Annotated in this window: 18 protein-coding genes and 2 tRNA genes; 4 read left to right on the top strand and 16 right to left on the bottom strand. The window is 71.0% G+C overall.

Translation table 11 applies throughout. From position 1 onward, the window contains the following. Positions 1-252: 252 nt before the first annotated feature. Positions 253-325: transfer RNA gene (locus tag ACIRQ9_RS25845), tRNA-Ala, on the bottom strand. Positions 326-438: 113 nt separating this feature from the next. On the opposite strand from ACIRQ9_RS25845, the gene ACIRQ9_RS25840 reads away from it, so the two are divergent. Beyond that, positions 439-1,650: a glycosyltransferase 87 family protein gene (locus tag ACIRQ9_RS25840; RefSeq protein ID WP_404177939.1), complete on the top strand. Its 1,212-nt coding sequence runs from the start codon at positions 439-441 to the stop codon at positions 1,648-1,650. On the opposite strand, the gene ACIRQ9_RS25835 is transcribed toward ACIRQ9_RS25840, so the two are convergent. The 3 genes from ACIRQ9_RS25835 to ACIRQ9_RS25825 all read right to left on the bottom strand — a co-directional run bounded on the left by ACIRQ9_RS25835 (position 1,629) and on the right by ACIRQ9_RS25825 (position 3,577). After that, positions 1,629-1,862, bottom strand: a complete 234-nt coding sequence (locus ACIRQ9_RS25835) for a hypothetical protein (protein ID WP_006136074.1) — start codon at positions 1,860-1,862, stop codon at positions 1,629-1,631. The two genes, ACIRQ9_RS25840 and ACIRQ9_RS25835, sit on opposite strands and share 22 nt — an antisense overlap. A 3-nt stretch (positions 1,863-1,865) precedes the next feature. After that, a complete protein-coding gene (locus ACIRQ9_RS25830) occupies positions 1,866-2,039 on the bottom strand; it encodes a hypothetical protein (protein ID WP_107436402.1) in 174 nt (57 codons plus the stop codon). A 68-nt stretch (positions 2,040-2,107) separates the two neighbouring features. Then, positions 2,108-3,577 (bottom strand): MFS transporter, encoded by a 1,470-nt coding sequence (locus tag ACIRQ9_RS25825; RefSeq protein WP_404177934.1) that lies wholly within the window; start codon positions 3,575-3,577, stop codon positions 2,108-2,110. Positions 3,578-3,700: 123 nt separating this feature from the next. On the opposite strand from ACIRQ9_RS25825, the gene ACIRQ9_RS25820 reads away from it, so the two are divergent. After that, the gene (locus ACIRQ9_RS25820) at positions 3,701-4,612 is read left to right on the top strand and encodes a helix-turn-helix transcriptional regulator (RefSeq protein ID WP_404177931.1); all 912 of its coding nucleotides are present in this window, start codon (positions 3,701-3,703) and stop codon (positions 4,610-4,612) included. Positions 4,613-4,671: 59 nt separating this feature from the next. On the opposite strand, the gene ACIRQ9_RS25815 is transcribed toward ACIRQ9_RS25820, so the two are convergent. The 7 genes from ACIRQ9_RS25815 to ACIRQ9_RS25785 form a co-directional block, all read right to left on the bottom strand. Then, positions 4,672-4,744 (bottom strand) — tRNA-Ala (locus ACIRQ9_RS25815). Between the two features lie 134 nt (positions 4,745-4,878). After that, positions 4,879-5,547 (bottom strand): histidine phosphatase family protein, encoded by a 669-nt coding sequence (locus tag ACIRQ9_RS25810; protein WP_404177928.1) that lies wholly within the window; start codon positions 5,545-5,547, stop codon positions 4,879-4,881. Next, positions 5,547-5,990, bottom strand: coding sequence for a ribosome silencing factor (gene rsfS / locus ACIRQ9_RS25805; protein ID WP_404177925.1), 444 nt, complete (start codon positions 5,988-5,990; stop codon positions 5,547-5,549). Before rsfS ends, ACIRQ9_RS25810 begins: the two co-directional genes overlap by 1 nt. 101 nt (positions 5,991-6,091) lie before the next feature. Next, a complete protein-coding gene (locus ACIRQ9_RS25800; RefSeq protein WP_404177922.1) occupies positions 6,092-7,831 on the bottom strand; it encodes a LytR C-terminal domain-containing protein in 1,740 nt (579 codons plus the stop codon). Positions 7,832-7,856: 25 nt separating this feature from the next. Continuing rightward, entirely contained in the window at positions 7,857-8,549 is a 693-nt protein-coding gene (gene nadD / locus ACIRQ9_RS25795) for a nicotinate-nucleotide adenylyltransferase (RefSeq protein ID WP_404177919.1), read from the bottom strand. A gap of 69 nt (positions 8,550-8,618) precedes the next feature. Then, positions 8,619-8,786: a hypothetical protein gene (locus ACIRQ9_RS25790; RefSeq protein WP_404177974.1), complete on the bottom strand. Its 168-nt coding sequence runs from the start codon at positions 8,784-8,786 to the stop codon at positions 8,619-8,621. Positions 8,787-8,952: 166 nt separating this feature from the next. Then, positions 8,953-9,114, bottom strand: coding sequence for a hypothetical protein (locus tag ACIRQ9_RS25785; RefSeq protein WP_404177916.1), 162 nt, complete (start codon positions 9,112-9,114; stop codon positions 8,953-8,955). 101 nt (positions 9,115-9,215) lie between these two features. On the opposite strand from ACIRQ9_RS25785, the gene ACIRQ9_RS25780 reads away from it, so the two are divergent. Continuing rightward, positions 9,216-10,355, top strand: a complete 1,140-nt coding sequence (locus tag ACIRQ9_RS25780; protein ID WP_404177971.1) for a M48 family metallopeptidase — start codon at positions 9,216-9,218, stop codon at positions 10,353-10,355. A 53-nt stretch (positions 10,356-10,408) separates the two neighbouring features. On the opposite strand, the gene ACIRQ9_RS25775 is transcribed toward ACIRQ9_RS25780, so the two are convergent. From ACIRQ9_RS25775 to proB, 5 genes are all read right to left on the bottom strand, one after another. Further along, positions 10,409-11,479, bottom strand: a complete 1,071-nt coding sequence (locus ACIRQ9_RS25775; RefSeq protein WP_404177913.1) for a hypothetical protein — start codon at positions 11,477-11,479, stop codon at positions 10,409-10,411. A gap of 89 nt (positions 11,480-11,568) precedes the next feature. Continuing rightward, positions 11,569-12,144, bottom strand: coding sequence for a hypothetical protein (locus ACIRQ9_RS25770; protein WP_404177910.1), 576 nt, complete (start codon positions 12,142-12,144; stop codon positions 11,569-11,571). A gap of 166 nt (positions 12,145-12,310) precedes the next feature. Next, complete coding sequence (locus tag ACIRQ9_RS25765; RefSeq protein ID WP_404177907.1) at positions 12,311-13,597, bottom strand: glutamate-5-semialdehyde dehydrogenase; 1,287 nt, start codon at positions 13,595-13,597, stop codon at positions 12,311-12,313. Positions 13,598-13,684: 87 nt separating this feature from the next. Continuing rightward, a complete protein-coding gene (locus ACIRQ9_RS25760) occupies positions 13,685-14,113 on the bottom strand; it encodes a hypothetical protein (protein ID WP_404177904.1) in 429 nt (142 codons plus the stop codon). Between the two features lie 124 nt (positions 14,114-14,237). Next, the gene (gene proB, locus ACIRQ9_RS25755; protein WP_404177901.1) at positions 14,238-15,362 is read right to left on the bottom strand and encodes a glutamate 5-kinase; all 1,125 of its coding nucleotides are present in this window, start codon (positions 15,360-15,362) and stop codon (positions 14,238-14,240) included. A 213-nt stretch (positions 15,363-15,575) separates the two neighbouring features. On the opposite strand from proB, the gene ACIRQ9_RS25750 reads away from it, so the two are divergent. Beyond that, on the top strand, positions 15,576-16,979 hold the full coding sequence (locus ACIRQ9_RS25750) for a polysaccharide pyruvyl transferase family protein (RefSeq protein ID WP_404177898.1): 1,404 nt from the start codon (positions 15,576-15,578) through the stop codon (positions 16,977-16,979). The last annotated feature ends 3 nt before the right edge of the window (positions 16,980-16,982 follow it).

The following is a 16,982-nucleotide window of genomic DNA, read 5'->3' as shown; positions in this document are numbered from 1 at the left end:
TCCCGCCGCCCTCCCCGGGCGGGGGTCTCTCCGGGCGGCCCTGGGCGGCCCGCCTCGGCGGCGTCGACCGGGGCCCCGCGGGGGGGGGGCCCCCCCCCCCCCGCGCCCCCCCCCCCCCCCACGTCGCCTGTTTCCCGGCACCCGTTTTCGTTGTTCCCGTGCTGCCGCCTGGTTCCGGCGGCGCAGACACGAAAGTCGCCCGGCAAAGCAGAAGGCGGACCATCCATCCGAATGATCCGCCTTCGACTCCTGTGGAGCTAAGGAGAATTGAACTCCTGACCTCCTGCATGCCATGCAGGCGCTCTACCAACTGAGCTATAGCCCCGTGTTTCGTTCCGCCCGGTTTCCCTGGCGGCGACGCCAACATTACACGGTCGACCGGGTGCACCACCAAATCGTTTCCGTTGTGTGCCGATACGGGCGCTAGTGTCGGGCTTCGTGACCGTGATCGCGTTCTCCGAGACCCGGCGCCGCGTGCCGGTGGCCCTGGGGGCCTGCCTCTTGTCGTTCACGGCGTTCTGGGCGGCCCAGCGGGCCGCGCACGTGTCGATGATCGACCTGATGGTCTACCGGGCGGAGGGCGCGACGGTCCTCGCGGGCGGCGACCTCTACGCGCTGCGGACGACGGCCGCCCATCTGCCGTCCACCTACCCGCCGTTCGCGGCGCTGTTGTTCACGCCGCTGACTCTGCCGGACGTCGCGACCGTGCGGACGCTGGCGACGGCGGGGAACCTCGTTCTCCTGGTGGTGTTCGTGGCGTTGTCGCTGCGGCTGGTGGGCCACGCGCGCGTGGAGGGTGTGCTGTGGGTCGCGGCGGCGGCGGTGTGGTGCGAGCCGGTGTGGACGACCGTGCGGTACGGGCAGGTCAATCTGCTGCTGGCCGTGCTGGTGCTGTGGGATCTGTCACGGCCTGCGGCCGAACGTCCGGGCCGCTGGGCGGGGGTGGGGGTCGGGCTCGCGGCCGCGGTCAAGTTGACGCCCGCCCTGTTCGCGGTGTTCCTGCTCGTCACGGGCCTGGTGGCGCGTCGCGGGGGCCGGGACGGCGAGCCCTGGCTGCGGCACGCGCGCGGGGCGGCGGTCACCTTCGCCGGGGCGGCCCTGCTGGCGGCGGCCGTCCTGCCGTACGACTCGTGGCGGTTCTGGACCGGGATGGTGTTCCGCGCGGGACGGGTGGGGCGGGCCGAGGAGACCGCGAATCAGGCCCTGCGTGGCGTTCTGGCGCGGTTGCTGCACACGCCTGAGCCGGGGGCGCTCTGGACCGCTGCCGCGGCCCTGACGGCCGTTCTGGGGCTCGCGGTGGCGGTGGCGGCGGAGTTGCGCGGCCGGCGGGGCTGGGCGGTGGCCGGGTGCGCGGTGACGGCTTTGTTGATCAGCCCGGTGTCCTGGTCGCACCACTGGGTCTGGTGCGTGCCCGTGGTGCTGCTGTTGTGGACGCGCGGACAACGGGCCGTGGCGGCCGGTACGGCGCTGGTTTTCTGCTCGTACGGACTGTGGTGGGTGCCACACGGGCAAGGCAGGCCCGAATTGCACCAGAACGCCGTGGACTTGGCGTTGTCGGCGCTCTACGGGGTCGCCGGGCTGGTGTTCCTGGCGCTCGCCCGGACATCGTTGCCGAAGCCGGGCGCCGTTCAGGCCGTGACGAACGAGTAGAACCGTTTGAGTGTGCAGTGTTCCTCGAGGAGACGGCCGTAGATCGGCTCGCCCTCGAGTTCACGGTAGGTCTCGATGGGGTCGCCTTTTATGATCAGCGCCCGTGCGCATTCCTCACACCAGTACTGGTAGTCGGGGTTGATCGGCTCCATGTCGCGGACGATCGGGGTGCCGCTCCCGCACCAGTCGCACTTCCGCCTGTGTGCACCCATCGATCAGCTCCAGCTGTGGCCGCAGGCCGTGCACACGTAGGAGATCCCGCCGTTGTCGCCCAGTACTTGGGCGACATGGACGGAACCGCAGGAAGGGCAGAGCAGCCGGGTGGTCGTGTCCCGTATCAACGCCGCACCGAGGAGGTGGCCGCCCTCCTCAAGGATGCTCGCAGGCATCGCTACTCCTCCCGTCGGGCCGCGCCCCCTTCCGGCCGTTTGATTCTGCCACGGCCGGACCAATACGGTCAGCGACGCCTCAGTACCAGTCCGGACACGGCACCCGCGGCCGCGGTCGCGGCGAGCGCCCATGCGCAGGCTGACAGCGCCTCCGCAGAGGTATACGCCCGGGGCGCCCCAAGTGACTCAAGCCGGTTCAAGAACAGTGTGCCGAACGCGGCGACGCCCATGAGCTGGCCGAGTTGGGTGACGGTCGCCAGAAGACCGCTGGCGTCCGCCGCGTCCTCGGGGCGAACGGTTGCGAGCGCCCCGGTGAGGGTGGGACTGAAGGCGAGCGCAAGCCCTGCGCCCACTCCGGCGTACACCAGATAGAGCCACGCGCCCCCGTCGCCGCCGTCACGGAGGACCAGGCCGACGCCGGCGACGGACAGCGCGGTCAGCGCGAATCCGGCCGGAGTCAGCGCCCGCTGCCAGGAAGCGGGCCAGCGGCGCCAGGTGAGGGCGACGGCGCCGAAGACGACGGCGGTGGGCGCGAAGGTGAGTCCGGCGCGCTGTGCGCCGTAGCCGAGGCCGGTCTGGACGTGCAGGGTGAGGGTGAACAGGAGTCCGGCGTTGACGGCCATGACGGCGAGGATGCGCAGGACGGCCAGTCCCATGCCGGGGTGGCGCAGGACGCGGGGGGCCACGATCGGGCCGCCCCCGCGCCGGGCGAGTCGCACCTCGTAGCCGCAGAACAGCGCGAAGACGACCACGGCCGCCGCCAGGGACAGCCAGGACCACAAGGGCCAGTCCTCTTCCTGGCCGAGCACCAGCGGGACCGTGAGCAGGGACACGGCGGCTCCGAGCAGGACCAGGCCGGGCAGGTCCAGGCCGCGGGCCCGTTCGGGTCCTGATCCGGTGTCCCGGGGCAGGACGCGCCTGCCGAGGACGAGGAGGACGGCGCCGACCGGCACGTTGACGAGGAACACCGGGCGCCAGCCGGTGCCGAACAGGTCCGCGCCGACCAGGACGCCGCCGATGATCTGGCCGGCCGCGGCGCCGACCGCGAGGACCGCCGAATAGGCGCCGAGCGCCCGGATGCGGGCCTCTCCGCGGAAGGTGCGCTGGATGATGCTGAGGACCTGCGGGATCATCACCGCCGAACCGGCGCCCTGCACCAGCCGGAACACGATCAGTTCGGTGGTTCCCCCGGCCAGGCCGCAGGCGAGCGAGGCCGCGGTGAACAGCACCAGTCCGGCGAGGTGGACCCGGCCGTGGCCGAGCCGGTCGCCGAGGCGGGCGCCGGTGATCAGCAGAACGGAGTAGGTGATGGCGTAGCCGGCCACGACCAGTTGCAGGTCGGCTCCGGAGGCGTGCAGGTCGGAGCCGATGGTGGGGGCCGCGACGTTCACGATGAAGACGTCCAGCACGGCCATGAACAGGGCCGCGAGGACGACCGCGAGGAGCAGCCGGGGCGGGCCGTCGGTGGCGGGTGCTTCACGTTTGACAAGGGTCGCGTCGGGTGCGGAATCCGGTCCCGTCCGGGATGTCGTCGTCATGGTCCGAGCGTGACCAGGGGTGGGTACGGGTGCCGAGAGTCCGCCGATGCTGGTACTGGCAGCACCTGGCAGCCGGCGGGTGTGGCGCGCACCATGGTGGACGTGATGACGGGGGGCGTGACGATGTCGACGACAGCACACCGCCGCAGGCCTGAGCTGGCCGCTTTCCTGCGCAGCAGGCGGGCCCGGGTGACCCCGGCGGACGTGGGGATGCCGCCGGGTCTGCGGCGGCGCACTCCGGGGCTGCGCCGGGAGGAGGTCGCCCAGCTCTCGGGCGTGGGGGTGACCTGGTACACGTGGCTGGAGCAGGGCCGGCCGATCAACGCGTCGCCGCAGGTGCTGGACGCGGTGGCGCGCACGTTGCGGCTGGACACGCCGGAGCGGGAGCATCTGTACCGGCTGGCGGAGGTGCCGTACGCGGCGGCGCCCGAGCGGCTGTCCCGGTCGGTCGGTGCGGAGGTGCAGGGCATCATCGACGCCCTGGATCCGCTGCCGGCGGTGGTCTACACGTCGCGGTACGACGTGCTGGCGACCAATCCGGCCCACCGGGATCTGTTCCTGGTGCCGGAGACGGTACGCATCGGTGTGCCGAACGTCTTGTGGACACTTTTCACGGTGTCGGAGGAGGCGTGTCCGGTGGTGCACCGGGAGCGTGAGCTGCCGATGATGGTGGCGACGCTGCGCTCCAGCTACGGCAGGCATGTCGGTGAGCCGGCCTGGGAGGAGTTCGTCCGGGCGTTGTCGGGTGCGAGTGCGTATTTCGCGCGGCTGTGGGAGAGCGGTGCGGTGGCGCGGCCGGGGCCGCGGGTGAAGACGTTCCGTCATGAGGCGGTGGGTGAGCTGCGGATGACGTCGCAGTCGCTGTCGATCGACGGGATGCCGGAGTCACGGATCGTGGTCTACACGCCGGAGGACGAGCGAACGCGGGAGCGGGTCGCTCTGCTGCGGCAGCGCAGGCTGCGGCTGTGGCCGGTGACCGACGACGAGGCCGCCCAGATCATCCATGAGTGGAACACGAAGAATCCCGCCCCTTGAGAGGGCGGGATTCTTTCGAAGATCTTCGACGACTCGACTCTTTGTGGAGTGTCGATCTGTGGAGCTAAGGAGAATTGAACTCCTGACCTCCTGCATGCCATGCAGGCGCTCTACCAACTGAGCTATAGCCCCTCGTGTTCTTCTCGCCGTTTTGCCTGGCGGGGCGAACAAGAAGAACTTTAGCCTGCGACCTGCCGGAAAGTGAAATCCGGGCTCTGGCGCGGGCCGGCCGGAGGGGTCGCAGGCCGGCGGCTGGGTGGGACGCGTCAGTCGTCGTCGCCGAGGACGGGCTCCGGGAGGGTGCCCGCGTTGTGCTCCAGGAGCCGCCAGCCGCGTGCGCCTTCGCCGAGCACGGACCAGCAGCAGTTGGTGAGACCGCCGAGGCTCTCCCAGTGCTGGGACTCCAGGCCGAGCAGGCGGCCGATGGTGGTCCGGATGGTTCCGCCGTGGCTGACGACCACGAGGGTGCCGTCCTCGGGGAGCTTCTCGGCGTGCCGCAGCACGACGGGAGCGGCCCGGTCGGCGACCTCGGTCTCCAGTTCGCCGCCGCCTCGGCGCACCGGCTCACCGCGCTTCCAGGCGGCGTACTCGTCGCCGTAGCGGGCGATGATCTCCTCGTGCGTGAGGCCCTGCCACACGCCCGCGTAGGTCTCGCGCAGCGCCTCGTCGCGGATCACCTCGAGGCCGGTGAGTTCGGCGAGCTGCGCGGCCGTGTCGGCGGCCCGCCGCAGGTCGGAGGAGACGATGGCGTCCGGGCCCAGGGAGGCGAGCAGCCGGGCCGCGCGGCGGGCCTGGCCGACGCCGGTCTCGGTGAGCTCGACGTCGGTGGAGCCCTGGAAGCGGCGTTCCACGTTCCAGGAGGTCTGGCCGTGCCGCCACAGGATGATGCGGCGCCCGCGGCCCGTGCGGTCGGTCACCTCGCCCGTGGGGCTCATCACCACTCCCCGCCGGGCTCACCGTCGGTTTCGGCGGCCTGCAGGTCGGCGTGCTCGGCGGCCTTGCCGCGGGTGGCCTTGGCATCGGCGGGCAGCTCGATCTCGGGGCAGTCCTTCCACAGCCGCTCCAGAGCGTAGAAGACGCGCTCCTCGCTGTGCTGGACGTGGACGACGATGTCGACGTAGTCGAGGAGGATCCAGCGGGCTTCGCGGTCGCCCTCGCGGCGCACCGGCTTGGCGCCGAGTTCCTTCTGGAGGCGTTCCTCGATCTCGTCGACGATCGACTTGACCTGGCGGTCGTTGGGTGCGGAGGCCAGTAGGAAGGCGTCCGTGATCGACAGGACGTCGCTGACGTCGTAGGCGATGACGTCGTGGGCGAGCTTGTCGGCGGCCGCCTGCGCGGCGGCGGTGATGAGCTCGAGGGAACGGTCGGTGGCGGTCACTACATGGCTTTCCGTCGGCGGTCGTTTGACCTCAAGGGTCTCACGGACCGCCGGGCGCACCCCACGTGATGGTCGCGTCACGTGGGGTGCGGCGGCCGGCTTCAGGCGGAGGACGGCTTGTAGTCCTGGCCGAGGACGACCGAGACGTCGGCGCCCGAGCCGACGGTGCCCTTGGTCACGGCGCCCGCGTCGAGGCCGAGGGTCTTGGCGACCTCGGTGGCGTTCTCCTTGTCGGCGGCGTCGGAGTACAGCACCTTGGAGGCGGCCTGGGAACCGGAGGCGGTTCCGCCTTCCAGGAAGGTGTAGCCGCCGTTGACGAGGACCACGCGCGCCTTGTCGGTGTTGTCCTTGACGCCGGTGGCGTTCTGGACGGAGACGCGGACCGCGGAGTCCGCCGAGGGGCTCTTCGCGGTGCCGCCGAGGATGTCCTTGACGACGCTGGAGCTGGTCTGGGCGCTGAGGGTGCCGTCGCTCTGCACGGGCAGCAGGGCGGTCTTGTAGTCGCCGCCCTTGGCGAGGTCGGCGAGTTTGGCGAGGAAGGTGCCGAGATCCTTGTCGGTGAGCGAGGGGTCGAGGATCTGCGCGAGGGTCTGCACGGTGACCGTGGCGGCCGAGGAGTCGGACGACATCTTGCGCAGCACGCCCTGCATGACCTGCCCGAACCGCTCCAGCTGGGCGTTCTGGGCCTCGCCCGGGGCGCGGTAGGTGGCGTAGGCGACGGCGGCCTTGCCGCTGAGGGTCTGGTCCTTGCCCTGGTGGACGAGGGGTGCCTGGCCCTTTTTCTTGGCGTCCGGGTCGGGGACGTCGGTGTTGGTGTCGATGTCGATGTTGCCGACGAGTTCGACGAGGTTCTGCAGATAGGGGGTGTCCAGGCGCCAGGTGCCCTCGATGTTGGTGCCGAGGACGGTGTCGAGCTGGTCGCGGGTCCCGGAGGAGCCGTCGTCGGTGACGGATTTGGCGAGGGTCGTGGTGCTGCCGTCGTCGTCGGTCATGGCGAGCGAGTTGGGCAGCAGGACGGTGGTGCCCTGTTTGGTGGTGGTGTTGTCGACGAGCAGCACGGTCGAGGTGCCGGTGCCGCTCGTGTTGTGCAGGTGGACGACGACGACGTCGCGTTTCTGGGCGGCCGCGGACGTCGCCGCGCCGCCCTTGGCCGCAGAGGAGGACAGCCCGGGAAGTTTTCCGGCGTACCAGAGATAGCCGGCGCCGCCGGCGACGGCCAGGGCGAGGACGACGACCAGTGCGGTCATACGGCTGCGGGCGCGGCGTTTTGCCTCTTCGCGGCGTTCGGTGCGGTTCTCGGTGAAGTTCAGCCAGTCGATGACGTCCTCGGAGTCACCGTCGGGGGCTTCGACGAACGCGAACTGTCCGGTGTCGTAGTCCCCGTCCTCGCCGGGGGCCTGGCGGGGACCGGCGGGTTCGTGGACGGGTCCGGCCTGCTGCGGGATGTGCGCGGTCTGCTCGGCCACCCGAGGCTGCCGTCCGCTGCCGGCGGTCTGCCCGTAGGGGTCGTGGACGGGGTGGGCGCCGGTGCCGTACGGGTCGTAGGCGGGCGTGACCGGCTGCTGCCCGGTGTCGTGCGCGGGGTGCACGGGGGCCTGCTGCCCGGTGTCGTACGCCTGCGGGACCTGCCGTCCGGTGTCGTACGCGGGCGCGCCCTGGCGGCCTGCGTCGTGGTACGGGTCGTACCCGTAGCCCTGTCCGGCGTACGGGTCGTACGTCTGCTGTTGCTGCTGTTGTTGCTGTTGTGCGGGGATCTGGCGGTACACCGGTTGCCCGTACTCGTCGTAGCCGACGAGTTCGTACTGGTCGCTGCCGTAGCCCGCGTCGTATCGGTCGTTCACCGGTGCCCCTCTCGGCTCACTCGCGTCACTCGCCGCGGTACAGCTCGCGCTTGTCGATGTAGCGCACGACTCCGTCGGGCACCATGTACCAGATGGGGTCGCTCTTGGCGACTCTCGCACGGCAGTCCGTGGAGGAGATGGCCAGCGCGGGAACCTCCACCAGCGAGACGCCGCCCTCGGGGAGACCGCGGTCGGTCAGCTGGTGGCCGGGCCGGGTGCAGCCGATGAAGTGGGCGAGGGAGAAGAGTTCCTCCGAGTCGCGCCAGGTGAGGATCTGGCCGAGGGCGTCGGCGCCGGTGATGAAGAAGAGGTCGGCGTCGGGGTTGAGGGCGCGCAGGTCGCGCAGTGTGTCGACGGTGTAGGTGGGGCCGCCGCGGTCGATGTCGATGCGGCTGACGGAGAACTGCGGGTTCTCCGCGGTCGCGATCACCGTCATCAGGTAGCGGTCCTCGGCCGGTGAGACCTTGCGGTGGGTCTTCTGCCACGGCTGTCCGGTGGGCACGAACACCACCTCGTCGAGGTGGAACTGGGCGGCGACCTCGCTGGCCGCCACGAGGTGTCCGTGGTGGATCGGGTCGAACGTTCCGCCCATGACGCCGAGGCGGCGTTTGCCGGTGTGCGCGGGGCCCGCGGCTGTGTAGCGCGGGGTCGTCACCGTGTCGTCGGCGGCGACGGCCGCGTCATGCGCCGGACCGGTAGGCATGTCCTGCTCTCCCATGCGTGCAGACCCTACCGGCCCGGCCCGTGGGCCCTGCCCCGAGAACGGGTGCCGGGCTCGGCCGCCGGCTCAGCGGTCGCGGTTGAAACGGGTGGTGATCCACAGCAGGAGCAGCAGCACGATCAGCGCGCCGCCGCCGGTGACGAGCGGGTTGAGGCTGTCGTGGTTGCCGCCGCGCTCCTCGCCCCCGGCGGCGAGGGTGACCAACTGGGCAGCGGCGCTGTGAAGATTCATCATCTGCGGCAGGACCTATCGCGTGTGGACGGGATAAAGACGTCGGCACATCGTATGCGGGCGGCCCGGCGACGATCACGCCGACTCCTCCGTTGGGCCGACTCCCCGGCCGTCCCGCCCGGCCCCCGGGCCACGGCGGTTCGGCCGGGCCGGGAACGATCCTCGTGGCTCAGTCGTCCTTCTGTCTGTACCCGCGCAGCAGGAACCAGCCGGTCAGCGCGCAGCCCAGGAACATGACGATCAGGACGACCCGGAGCAGGTCGCCCGAGCCCTGTTGGTGGGCGGCGCTCGCGGCCTGGGTGAGCCAGGCGGCTCTGGGGTTGTGCTCCATGAGGCACTCCTTCGGCAGTACTGCCCGACCACGGTAGCGCCGCCTAGGCTGGTCCCTGCTTCGGGGGCACGGTGGGCACACTCACGCACATGGGGGATGACATGTCCGACGACGGCCACGAGCACAACGGGCACGGGCGGGTGCCGAGCAGGCAGCGCAGGCGGTTCCCGGGGATCTCCTCGCGCGCGTACGAGCATCCGGCGGACCGTTCGGCCCTGGTGGCGCTGCGCAGGCTGAGCGGCTTCGACACGGTCTTCAAGGCGCTCAGCGGACTGCTTCCGGAGCGGAGTCTGAGGCTGCTGTTCCTGTCGGACTCGGTCCGCGTGTCGGACCAGCAGTTCACGCACCTGAACGACATGTTGCGGGACGCCTGTTACATCCTGGACCTGGAGAAGGTCCCGCCGATGTACGTCAACCAGGATCCGCAGCCGAACGCCATGTGCATCGGCCTGGACGAGCCGATCATCGTCGTCACCACCGGGCTCGTCGAGCTGCTCGACGAGGAGGAGATGCGGGCGGTCGTCGGCCACGAGGTGGGCCACGCCCTGTCCGGCCATTCGGTGTACCGCACGGTGCTGCTGTTCCTGACGAACCTGGCGCTGCGCGTCGCCTGGATCCCGCTGGGCAATCTCGCGGTCATGGCGATCGTGACGGCGCTGCGCGAGTGGTTCCGCAAGTCGGAGCTGTCCGCCGACCGGGCCGGGCTGCTGGTGGGGCAGGATCTGCAGGCGTCCATGCGCGGGCTGATGAAGATCGCGGGCGGCAATCATCTGCACGAGATGAACGTGGACGCGTTCCTCCAGCAGGCCGAGGAGTACGAGGCCGGCGGCGACCTGCGCGACTCGGTGCTGAAGATCCTGAACGTGCTGCCGCGCTCGCACCCGTTCACGACGGTCCGTGCGGCCGAGCTGAAGAAGTGGGCCGCGTCCCGGGACCACCAGCGGATCATGGACGGTCACTATCCGCGGCGCGACGAGGACAAGGACACCTCGGTCGGCGACTCGTTCAAGGAGTCGGCGGCCAGCTACGCGAGCGACGTGAAGAGTTCGAAGGACCCGCTGATGAAGCTGGTCTCGGACATTGCGGGCGGGGCCGGCGGTCTGGGCGGCCGGGTCAAGCGCGGCTTCGAGGGGTTCACGAGCCCGTCGTCCGGCGGTGCTTCCGCGACGGACGCGCCCCCGAAGGACGACCCGTGGCAGGACGGCCCGGCACGGGACGCCCCGCCGCACGACGGCGAGTAGGCGGGACGGGGCGGCACAGGGGGTCGGCGAGCGCCGGTCAGAGCTTGGGTTCGTCAGAGCTTGGGCTCGGCCGCGGCCGACAGCGTCCCGCACAGGGCGGCGGCGCTGTCGGTGGCGTACGGGTCCGTGCCGGCCGGGCCGCCCGCCTCGGGCTTCTCGCCGGCCAGCAGCGGCCGCAGGCGGTCGGCGGAGTCCTCGGCGCAGGACAGCGGGCCCGCCTGGACGTAGGAGACGACCAGCTGGGCCTGGCGCAGCCGCAGGTCGTCCCGGTCGAACCGGAAGGTCAGCTCGCGGCGGACGGTGAACAGGGACACCTGAGAGCCGGCCGGTGCGCCGGTGGGCCGCAGCGCGTAGACGAGCGTGTGGTCGGCGGTGACCTGGAGGGTGGCCGAGTCGGTCTCGGCGGCCTGCATGCTGCCCTGCACGCGGATCCTCGGGTCGGCGAGTTCGGCGCGGGTGGGGTCGAAGCGGATCAGCCATCCGGTGGGCGCGTGCCTGCCGTCCGACGCGGGGTGGTCGAGGCTCTGGTCGAACTGGTCGAGCTGCCCCGGGTCCAGCAGTGCCCGGGCGGGCCGCACCTCGCTGCCGTCGAGGACCTCCGGGTAGAGCGCCGAGCGGACGATGTAGTCCTTGGCCGTGGTCAGCGCGGTGACGACCTGGCTGTCGGAGAAGTGCGCGGTGCTGCGGACGGCGGGCAGCGGTATGCCCTCGGCGCCGACCTCGTACTGGGCGGCGGGGCTGTGCGCGAACAGGGTCTCCGCGTCGGCGGCGCCGGGAACCGCGCCCTGCGGGGCGAGCGGGACGACGGTCATCCGCAGCGGTTCGACGGGCTGCCGCGCCTCCTGGGTGCCGTACGGGTGGCGGACGCCCATGTAGATCGCGGTGCCGAAGGCGACGAGTATCAGCAGGACGAGGATCAGGGCCTGTCGGGTGAGGCCCCGGCGCAGGGGCGGGCGGCGGCGCACGGCGGGCGCGTGGTCGGACATGCGTTCGCGCGCGGAGGACTCCTGGAGGCGGGCAGCGCGGATGAACGATTCGTCGAAGACGACGGATCGGTACTCGTCCTCACCACCCACGGGGCCGCCCTCGGGTGTCCCCTCGGGTGGGTCCACAGGCCCGCCCATACTCTCAGAGTAGGTCTCGGAAGCCTCAGGTAAACGCCCAGCTACACGACAACTTCTGACAGGTTCTCACCACAACGGGCAATCGCCGCTCAGGGGGTGCGCGGGACCGCGGAGACCGCCGGCTGGGCGGGCTGGGAGTACTCGGCGGACGCCGAGGGTGCCGCCGCGGTGCCCTGCTCCAGGCCGGTGGAGGGAGGCCGGGGCACCTGGTCGCGGCTGCCGCCCGAGGACGAGCCCCGGTAGACCGCCGCGAAGGCCAGCGCGACCATGCCGATGCCCATGACGACCGCGAGCACCCAGGCCACGGGGCGGTGCCAGCGCACGTTCCTGCCGTAGGCGCTCCGGGCGCCGTAGCCGTCCTCGAGCACGTCGGCGTCGTCAGGGTCGTCGAGGCCGCCGAGGTCGGTGCCGTCCCGGGTGAAGCGGTTCTCGAAGTGCTCGCCTCCGGCGACGGCGCGGCGGGCCTCGGCCTCGGAGGCTTCGGCTCTGGCCTGCGCGGCGGCCAGGAGGCGTTCGACCGCGGTCGGCTCGTGGATCACGGCCGCCTTGACGAAGGCCTCGTCGAAGACCACGGCGTCGAACTCCTCGTCCGACATCCCGCGGTCATGGTCGTCGTCGGGCTCCCAGCCGTCAGAGAACGGCGTGCCCCCCACGTCCTCCGGCACGGATCCAGAGTAGACCTGGGGGGTCAATTTGGGCAGACGGTATGGAAATTCGTAGGCCGGTGAGACGCCTCTCACGACCGTGCGCGGCCTTCGTACGCCGTGCCGCGCGCCCGCGCGCCGTGGGGCGTGCGCGGTTGGGCCGTTCGGGTGATGCCGCCGGTCTCCGTCAGCGGCGGACGTGGCCGTCGCCGGTGACGATGTACTTGGTGCTGGTCAGTTCCGGCAGGCCCATGGGGCCGCGGGCGTGCAGTTTCTGCGTGGAGATGCCGATCTCGGCGCCGAAGCCGAACTGGCCGCCGTCGGTGAAACGGGTGGAGGCGTTCACGGCGACGGTGGTGGAGTCGACCAGCTGGGTGAAACGGCGGGCGGCCTGCTGGGAGGTGGTGACGATCGCCTCGGTGTGCCCGGAGGTCCACAGCCGGATGTGTTCGACGGCCCGGTCCAGGGAGTCGACGACGGCGGCGGCGATGTCGTACGACAGGTACTCGGTCTCCCAGTCCTCCGGGACGGCCTCGACCACGGTCGCCTTGGAGTCCTCGGCGTAGGCGAGGACGCGTTCGTCGGCGTGCACGGTGACGCCGACGGCGGCGAGGGCGTCCAGGGCGCGCGGCAGGAACTCCGGGGCGATGTCCTGATGGACGAGGAGGGTCTCGGCGGCGTTGCAGACGCTGACCCGCTGCGCCTTGGAGTTGATCAGGATGTCGATCGCCATGTCGATGTCGGCGTGGGCGTCGACGTAGACGTGGCAGTTGCCGGTGCCGGTCTCGATGACGGGGACCTTGGACTCCATGACGACGGTCCGGATGAGGGAGGCGCCGCCGCGCGGGATGAGGACGTCGACGAGGCCGCGGGCGCGCATCAGCTCGTGCACGGACTCCCGGCCCTCGCCCGGCACCAGCTGGACGGCGTCGGCGGGCAGCCCGGCGCCGCCGACGGCGTCGCGCAGGACACGGACCAGGGCGGTGTTGGACTCGTAGGCGGAGGCCGAGCCGCGCAGCAGGACGGCGTTGCCGGACTTCAGGCACAGGGCGGCCGCGTCGACGGTGACGTTCGGGCGGGCCTCGTAGATGATGCCGACGACGCCGAGCGGGACGCGGACCTGGCGCAGGTCGATGCCGTTGGGCAAGGTGGAGCCGCGGACCACCTCGCCGACCGGGTCGGGCAGCTTCGCGACGTCCCGGACGTCGGAGGCGATGGCGCGGACCCGCTCCGGGGTGAGGGTGAGACGGTCGACGATCGCCTCGCTGGTGCCGTTCTCGCGGGCCTTGGCGATGTCCTTGGCGTTGGCCTCGACGATCTCGCCCGTCCGGACCTCCAGGGCGTCCGCGACGGCGAGCAGCGCGTCGTCCTTCGCGGCACGCGGCAGCGGCGCGAGGTCGGCGGCGGCGGCCTTGGCACGGTAGGCGGCCTGGGTGACCGGGGACATGGCGTCGTACGGCGAGAGCGTGGTCATGGAGGAAGGGTAGTGCGCGCGGGTGTCGCGTTCACGGTTCGTTCCATACCGCGAGACGAGCCCGAAAAGGGTGGATAACGGGCACGTTCAGAACGGGTGGACACCGACCGGTGTCGCGGGCGGCGGACCGTAGCCCTCGGCGATCCGCTGGTGGTAGGTGGTGCGGTCGATGACTTCGAGGCCGACGATCTCCCAGGCCGGGAGTCCGGAGGTCTGGCGGTGCTCGCCCCACAGGCGCAGCGCGACGGCGGCGGCGTCGTGGAGGTCGCGGGCCTCTTCCCAGTAGCGGATCTCCGCGTGGTCGCACGCGTAGCGGCTGGTGAGCAGGAACGGGTGGTCGTGGGCCAGTTGTTCGAGTCCGCGGCGCAGTTCCGGAAGGGGGACCTCGGCACCGCAGACACTGAGGGTGACGTGCCACAGGCGCGGCAGGTCCTTGGGCTCCTCGTAGGTGCCCCCGGCCGCGACGCTCGTCAGAGCACCGCGGGACGCCGCAGCCCCAGGGCGCACTCGTCTCACGACGGCCTCCTTCAGCTGTGCTCGTGCGGAACGTGGTCCTGAGACAAAGTTGAGCAGGCCGCCAGGCTTCGTGTGGCGGTTTTACGGAACGTCCCCCACCGGGGGCCGTCGTTACGCCCCGTTTTTACGGGTGGAGGATCACCAGGTCGTCCCTGTGTACGACCTCGCGTTCATAGGCGGGGCCCAGCTCGCGCGCCAGTTCCCTGGTCGAGCGTCCGATCAGCTGGGGGATCTCCTTGGCGTCGAAGCTGACCAGCCCGCGGGCCACCGCGCGGCCCCGGGCGTCGCGCAGTTCGACGGGGTCGCCCGCGGAGAACTCGCCGTCCACGGCGGCGATCCCGGCGGGCAGCAGGGATTTCCGGCCGTCGACGACGGCGGCGACGGCGCCGTCGTCGAGGGTGAGCGAGCCCTGCGGGGTGGAGGCGTGCTGAAGCCACAGGAGGCGGTCTGCGGACCGTTTGCCGGTGGGGTGGAAATAGGTGCCGGTGTCGCCGCCGGAGAGCGCGTCGGCGGCGTGCACGGCGCTGGTGAGGACGACGGGGACGCCCGCGGCGGCGGCGATCCGGGCGGCCTCCACCTTGGTGACCATGCCGCCGGTGCCCACGCCGGCCTTCCCGGCGCTGCCGATCTCGACGCCGGCGAGGTCCTGGGGGCCCTTCACCTGAGCTATCCGCGCGGTGCCGGGCCTGCTCGGGTCGCCGTCGTAGACGCCGTCGATGTCGGAGAGCAGGACGAGCAGGTCGGCGTGGACGAGGTGGGCGACCAGGGCCGCGAGGCGGTCGTTGTCGCCGAAGCGGATCTCGTCGGTGGCGACGGTGTCGTTCTCGTTGACGACCGGCAGGGCGCCCATCGCGAGGAGTTTGTCGAGGGTGCGGGAGGCGTTGCGGTGGTGGGCGCGGCGGCTCATGTCGTCGGAGGTGAGCAGGACCTGGCCGACCCGGACGCCGTAGCGGGCGAAGGAGGCGGTGTAGCGGGCGACGAGCAGGCCCTGGCCGACGCTGGCGGCGGCCTGCTGGCGGGCGAGGTCCCGGGGGCGGCGGCGCAGGCCGAGGGGGGCGAGGCCGGCGGCGATCGCTCCCGAGGAGACGAGGACGACCTCCTTGTCGCCGCCGCGGCTCTTGGCGAGGACGTCGACGAGCGCGTCGACCCGGTCGGCGTCCAGGCCGCCTGAGGCGGTGGTCAGCGAGGAGGAGCCCACTTTGACGACGATCCTGCGGGCCTCGCTGACGGCCTGCCGTGCGCTTGCCACGTCCTGTCCCCACTTCCTCGCGCGTGGCAGCAATCTACGCGAACGGGACCGCTCGTCCGGCCGGCCGTCCAGCCTCCGGACACGGCGGCGGCCCGCCGTCCTGTAGTTGACCGGTGACGTTCCGAACACGGCAAAAAGGTTGTGTGAACTGTCCATAGAAATCGAAACGAACTTAAAGTTAATTTGAAGTCTGTGTCATCTAAAGATCGCAGCGTGAAGCGCATTCTCCTCAGATCGGGCAAGAGCCCCTACGACGTCGTCGGCGTCGAAGAGGCCCTGCACCGGGACGTCATCGCCACCAACTCGGGCAACCTGATCTTCAGCGATGCCGCGCACAAGATCCTGGAGACCCCGGGCACCGAGGTCGTCTCGAACGGCATGCCCTCCGACGTCTCCGCCGCCGGTCGCATCAACGAGGAGTACGACGCCTTCGTCATACCGCTCGCGAACGCCTTCCGCCCGTCCTTCGAGAGCTCGCTGAAGCGGATGACCCGGCTGATCTCGCGGTTGAAGATCCCGGTGGTCGTGCTCGGCGTGGGCGCGCAGACCGGGGTCGGCTACAACGCGGACCGGCTCAAGCGGATCGAGCCGACCGTGCGGGAGTTCTGCGCGGCGGTGCTGGAGCACAGCGCGTCGATCGGCGTGCGGGGCGAGTTCACCGAGCAGTACCTGAGGGACATGGGTTTCAAGGACGTCGAGACGATCGGCTGTCCTTCGCTGTTCATGTACGGCGACCGGCTGCAGGTGGACAAGAAGACGCTGGAGTTGACGCCGGACTCGCGGATCGCGATCAACGGCTCGCACAGTGCGGTACGCGCGCAGGGTCTGGACCGGATCATCACGCGCACCCACGAGCGCTACCCGCATCTGCGGTTCGTCGGCCAGAACCTCAGCGACGCGCGGCAGTTGCACTGGCGGGACCTGTCGGACCCGAACGCCGCGGTGACAGCGATGCCGACCCATCCGGACCACCCGATGTTCCGCGAGGACAAGGTGCGGGTCTACGTCGATCCCATCACCTGGATCGACGATCTGCGGTCCTTCGACTTCTCCTTCGGTTCGCGCATCCACGGCAACATCGCCGCGCTGCTCGCGGGCACGCCGGCGACCGTGCTGTGCGGTGACTCGCGGACGCTGGAGCTGTGCCGTTATTTCGAGATCCCGCACCAGCGGCTGGACCGGGCGGTGAAGGACCTCGACTCGTCGGATCCGGCGAAGCTGTACGCGGAGGCCGACTTCGGCGGTCTGGTCGGCGGTCACCGGGAGCGCTTCGAACGGTTCACCGGGTTCCTCGACCGCAACGGCCTGCAGAACACGTTCACGCACGGCGACGGCGGTGCGGCCTTCGACGAGCGGATGCGCGCGCTGACGTTCCCGGAGGGGGTCCGCCCGTGGAACGACGCGGACGTCGCCTCGCTCACCGCGCGGTTCGGCTGGCTGCACAGCCGCATCGACGCGCTGTCGGCGGACAACGCCAGGCTGCAGAAGGAACTGGCACGCGCGGGCACGCGCGCCAAGGCGGTCGCCGCGCAGGCGCCGCAGGCCGCCTCGGTGTACCGGCGGGCGCGGCGGGCCGTGGGCAGGCCGATCCGGCGGGCGCTGGGGACGGGTCAGTAGTCG

Origin of the sequence: Streptomyces sp. NPDC101237 (assembly GCF_044767465.1) — a bacterium.
GTDB lineage: Bacteria > Actinomycetota > Actinomycetes > Streptomycetales > Streptomycetaceae > Streptomyces > Streptomyces gramineus.
Note: the sequence above shows the minus strand (reverse complement) of the source record. Positions and strands in the feature narration are given on the sequence as shown.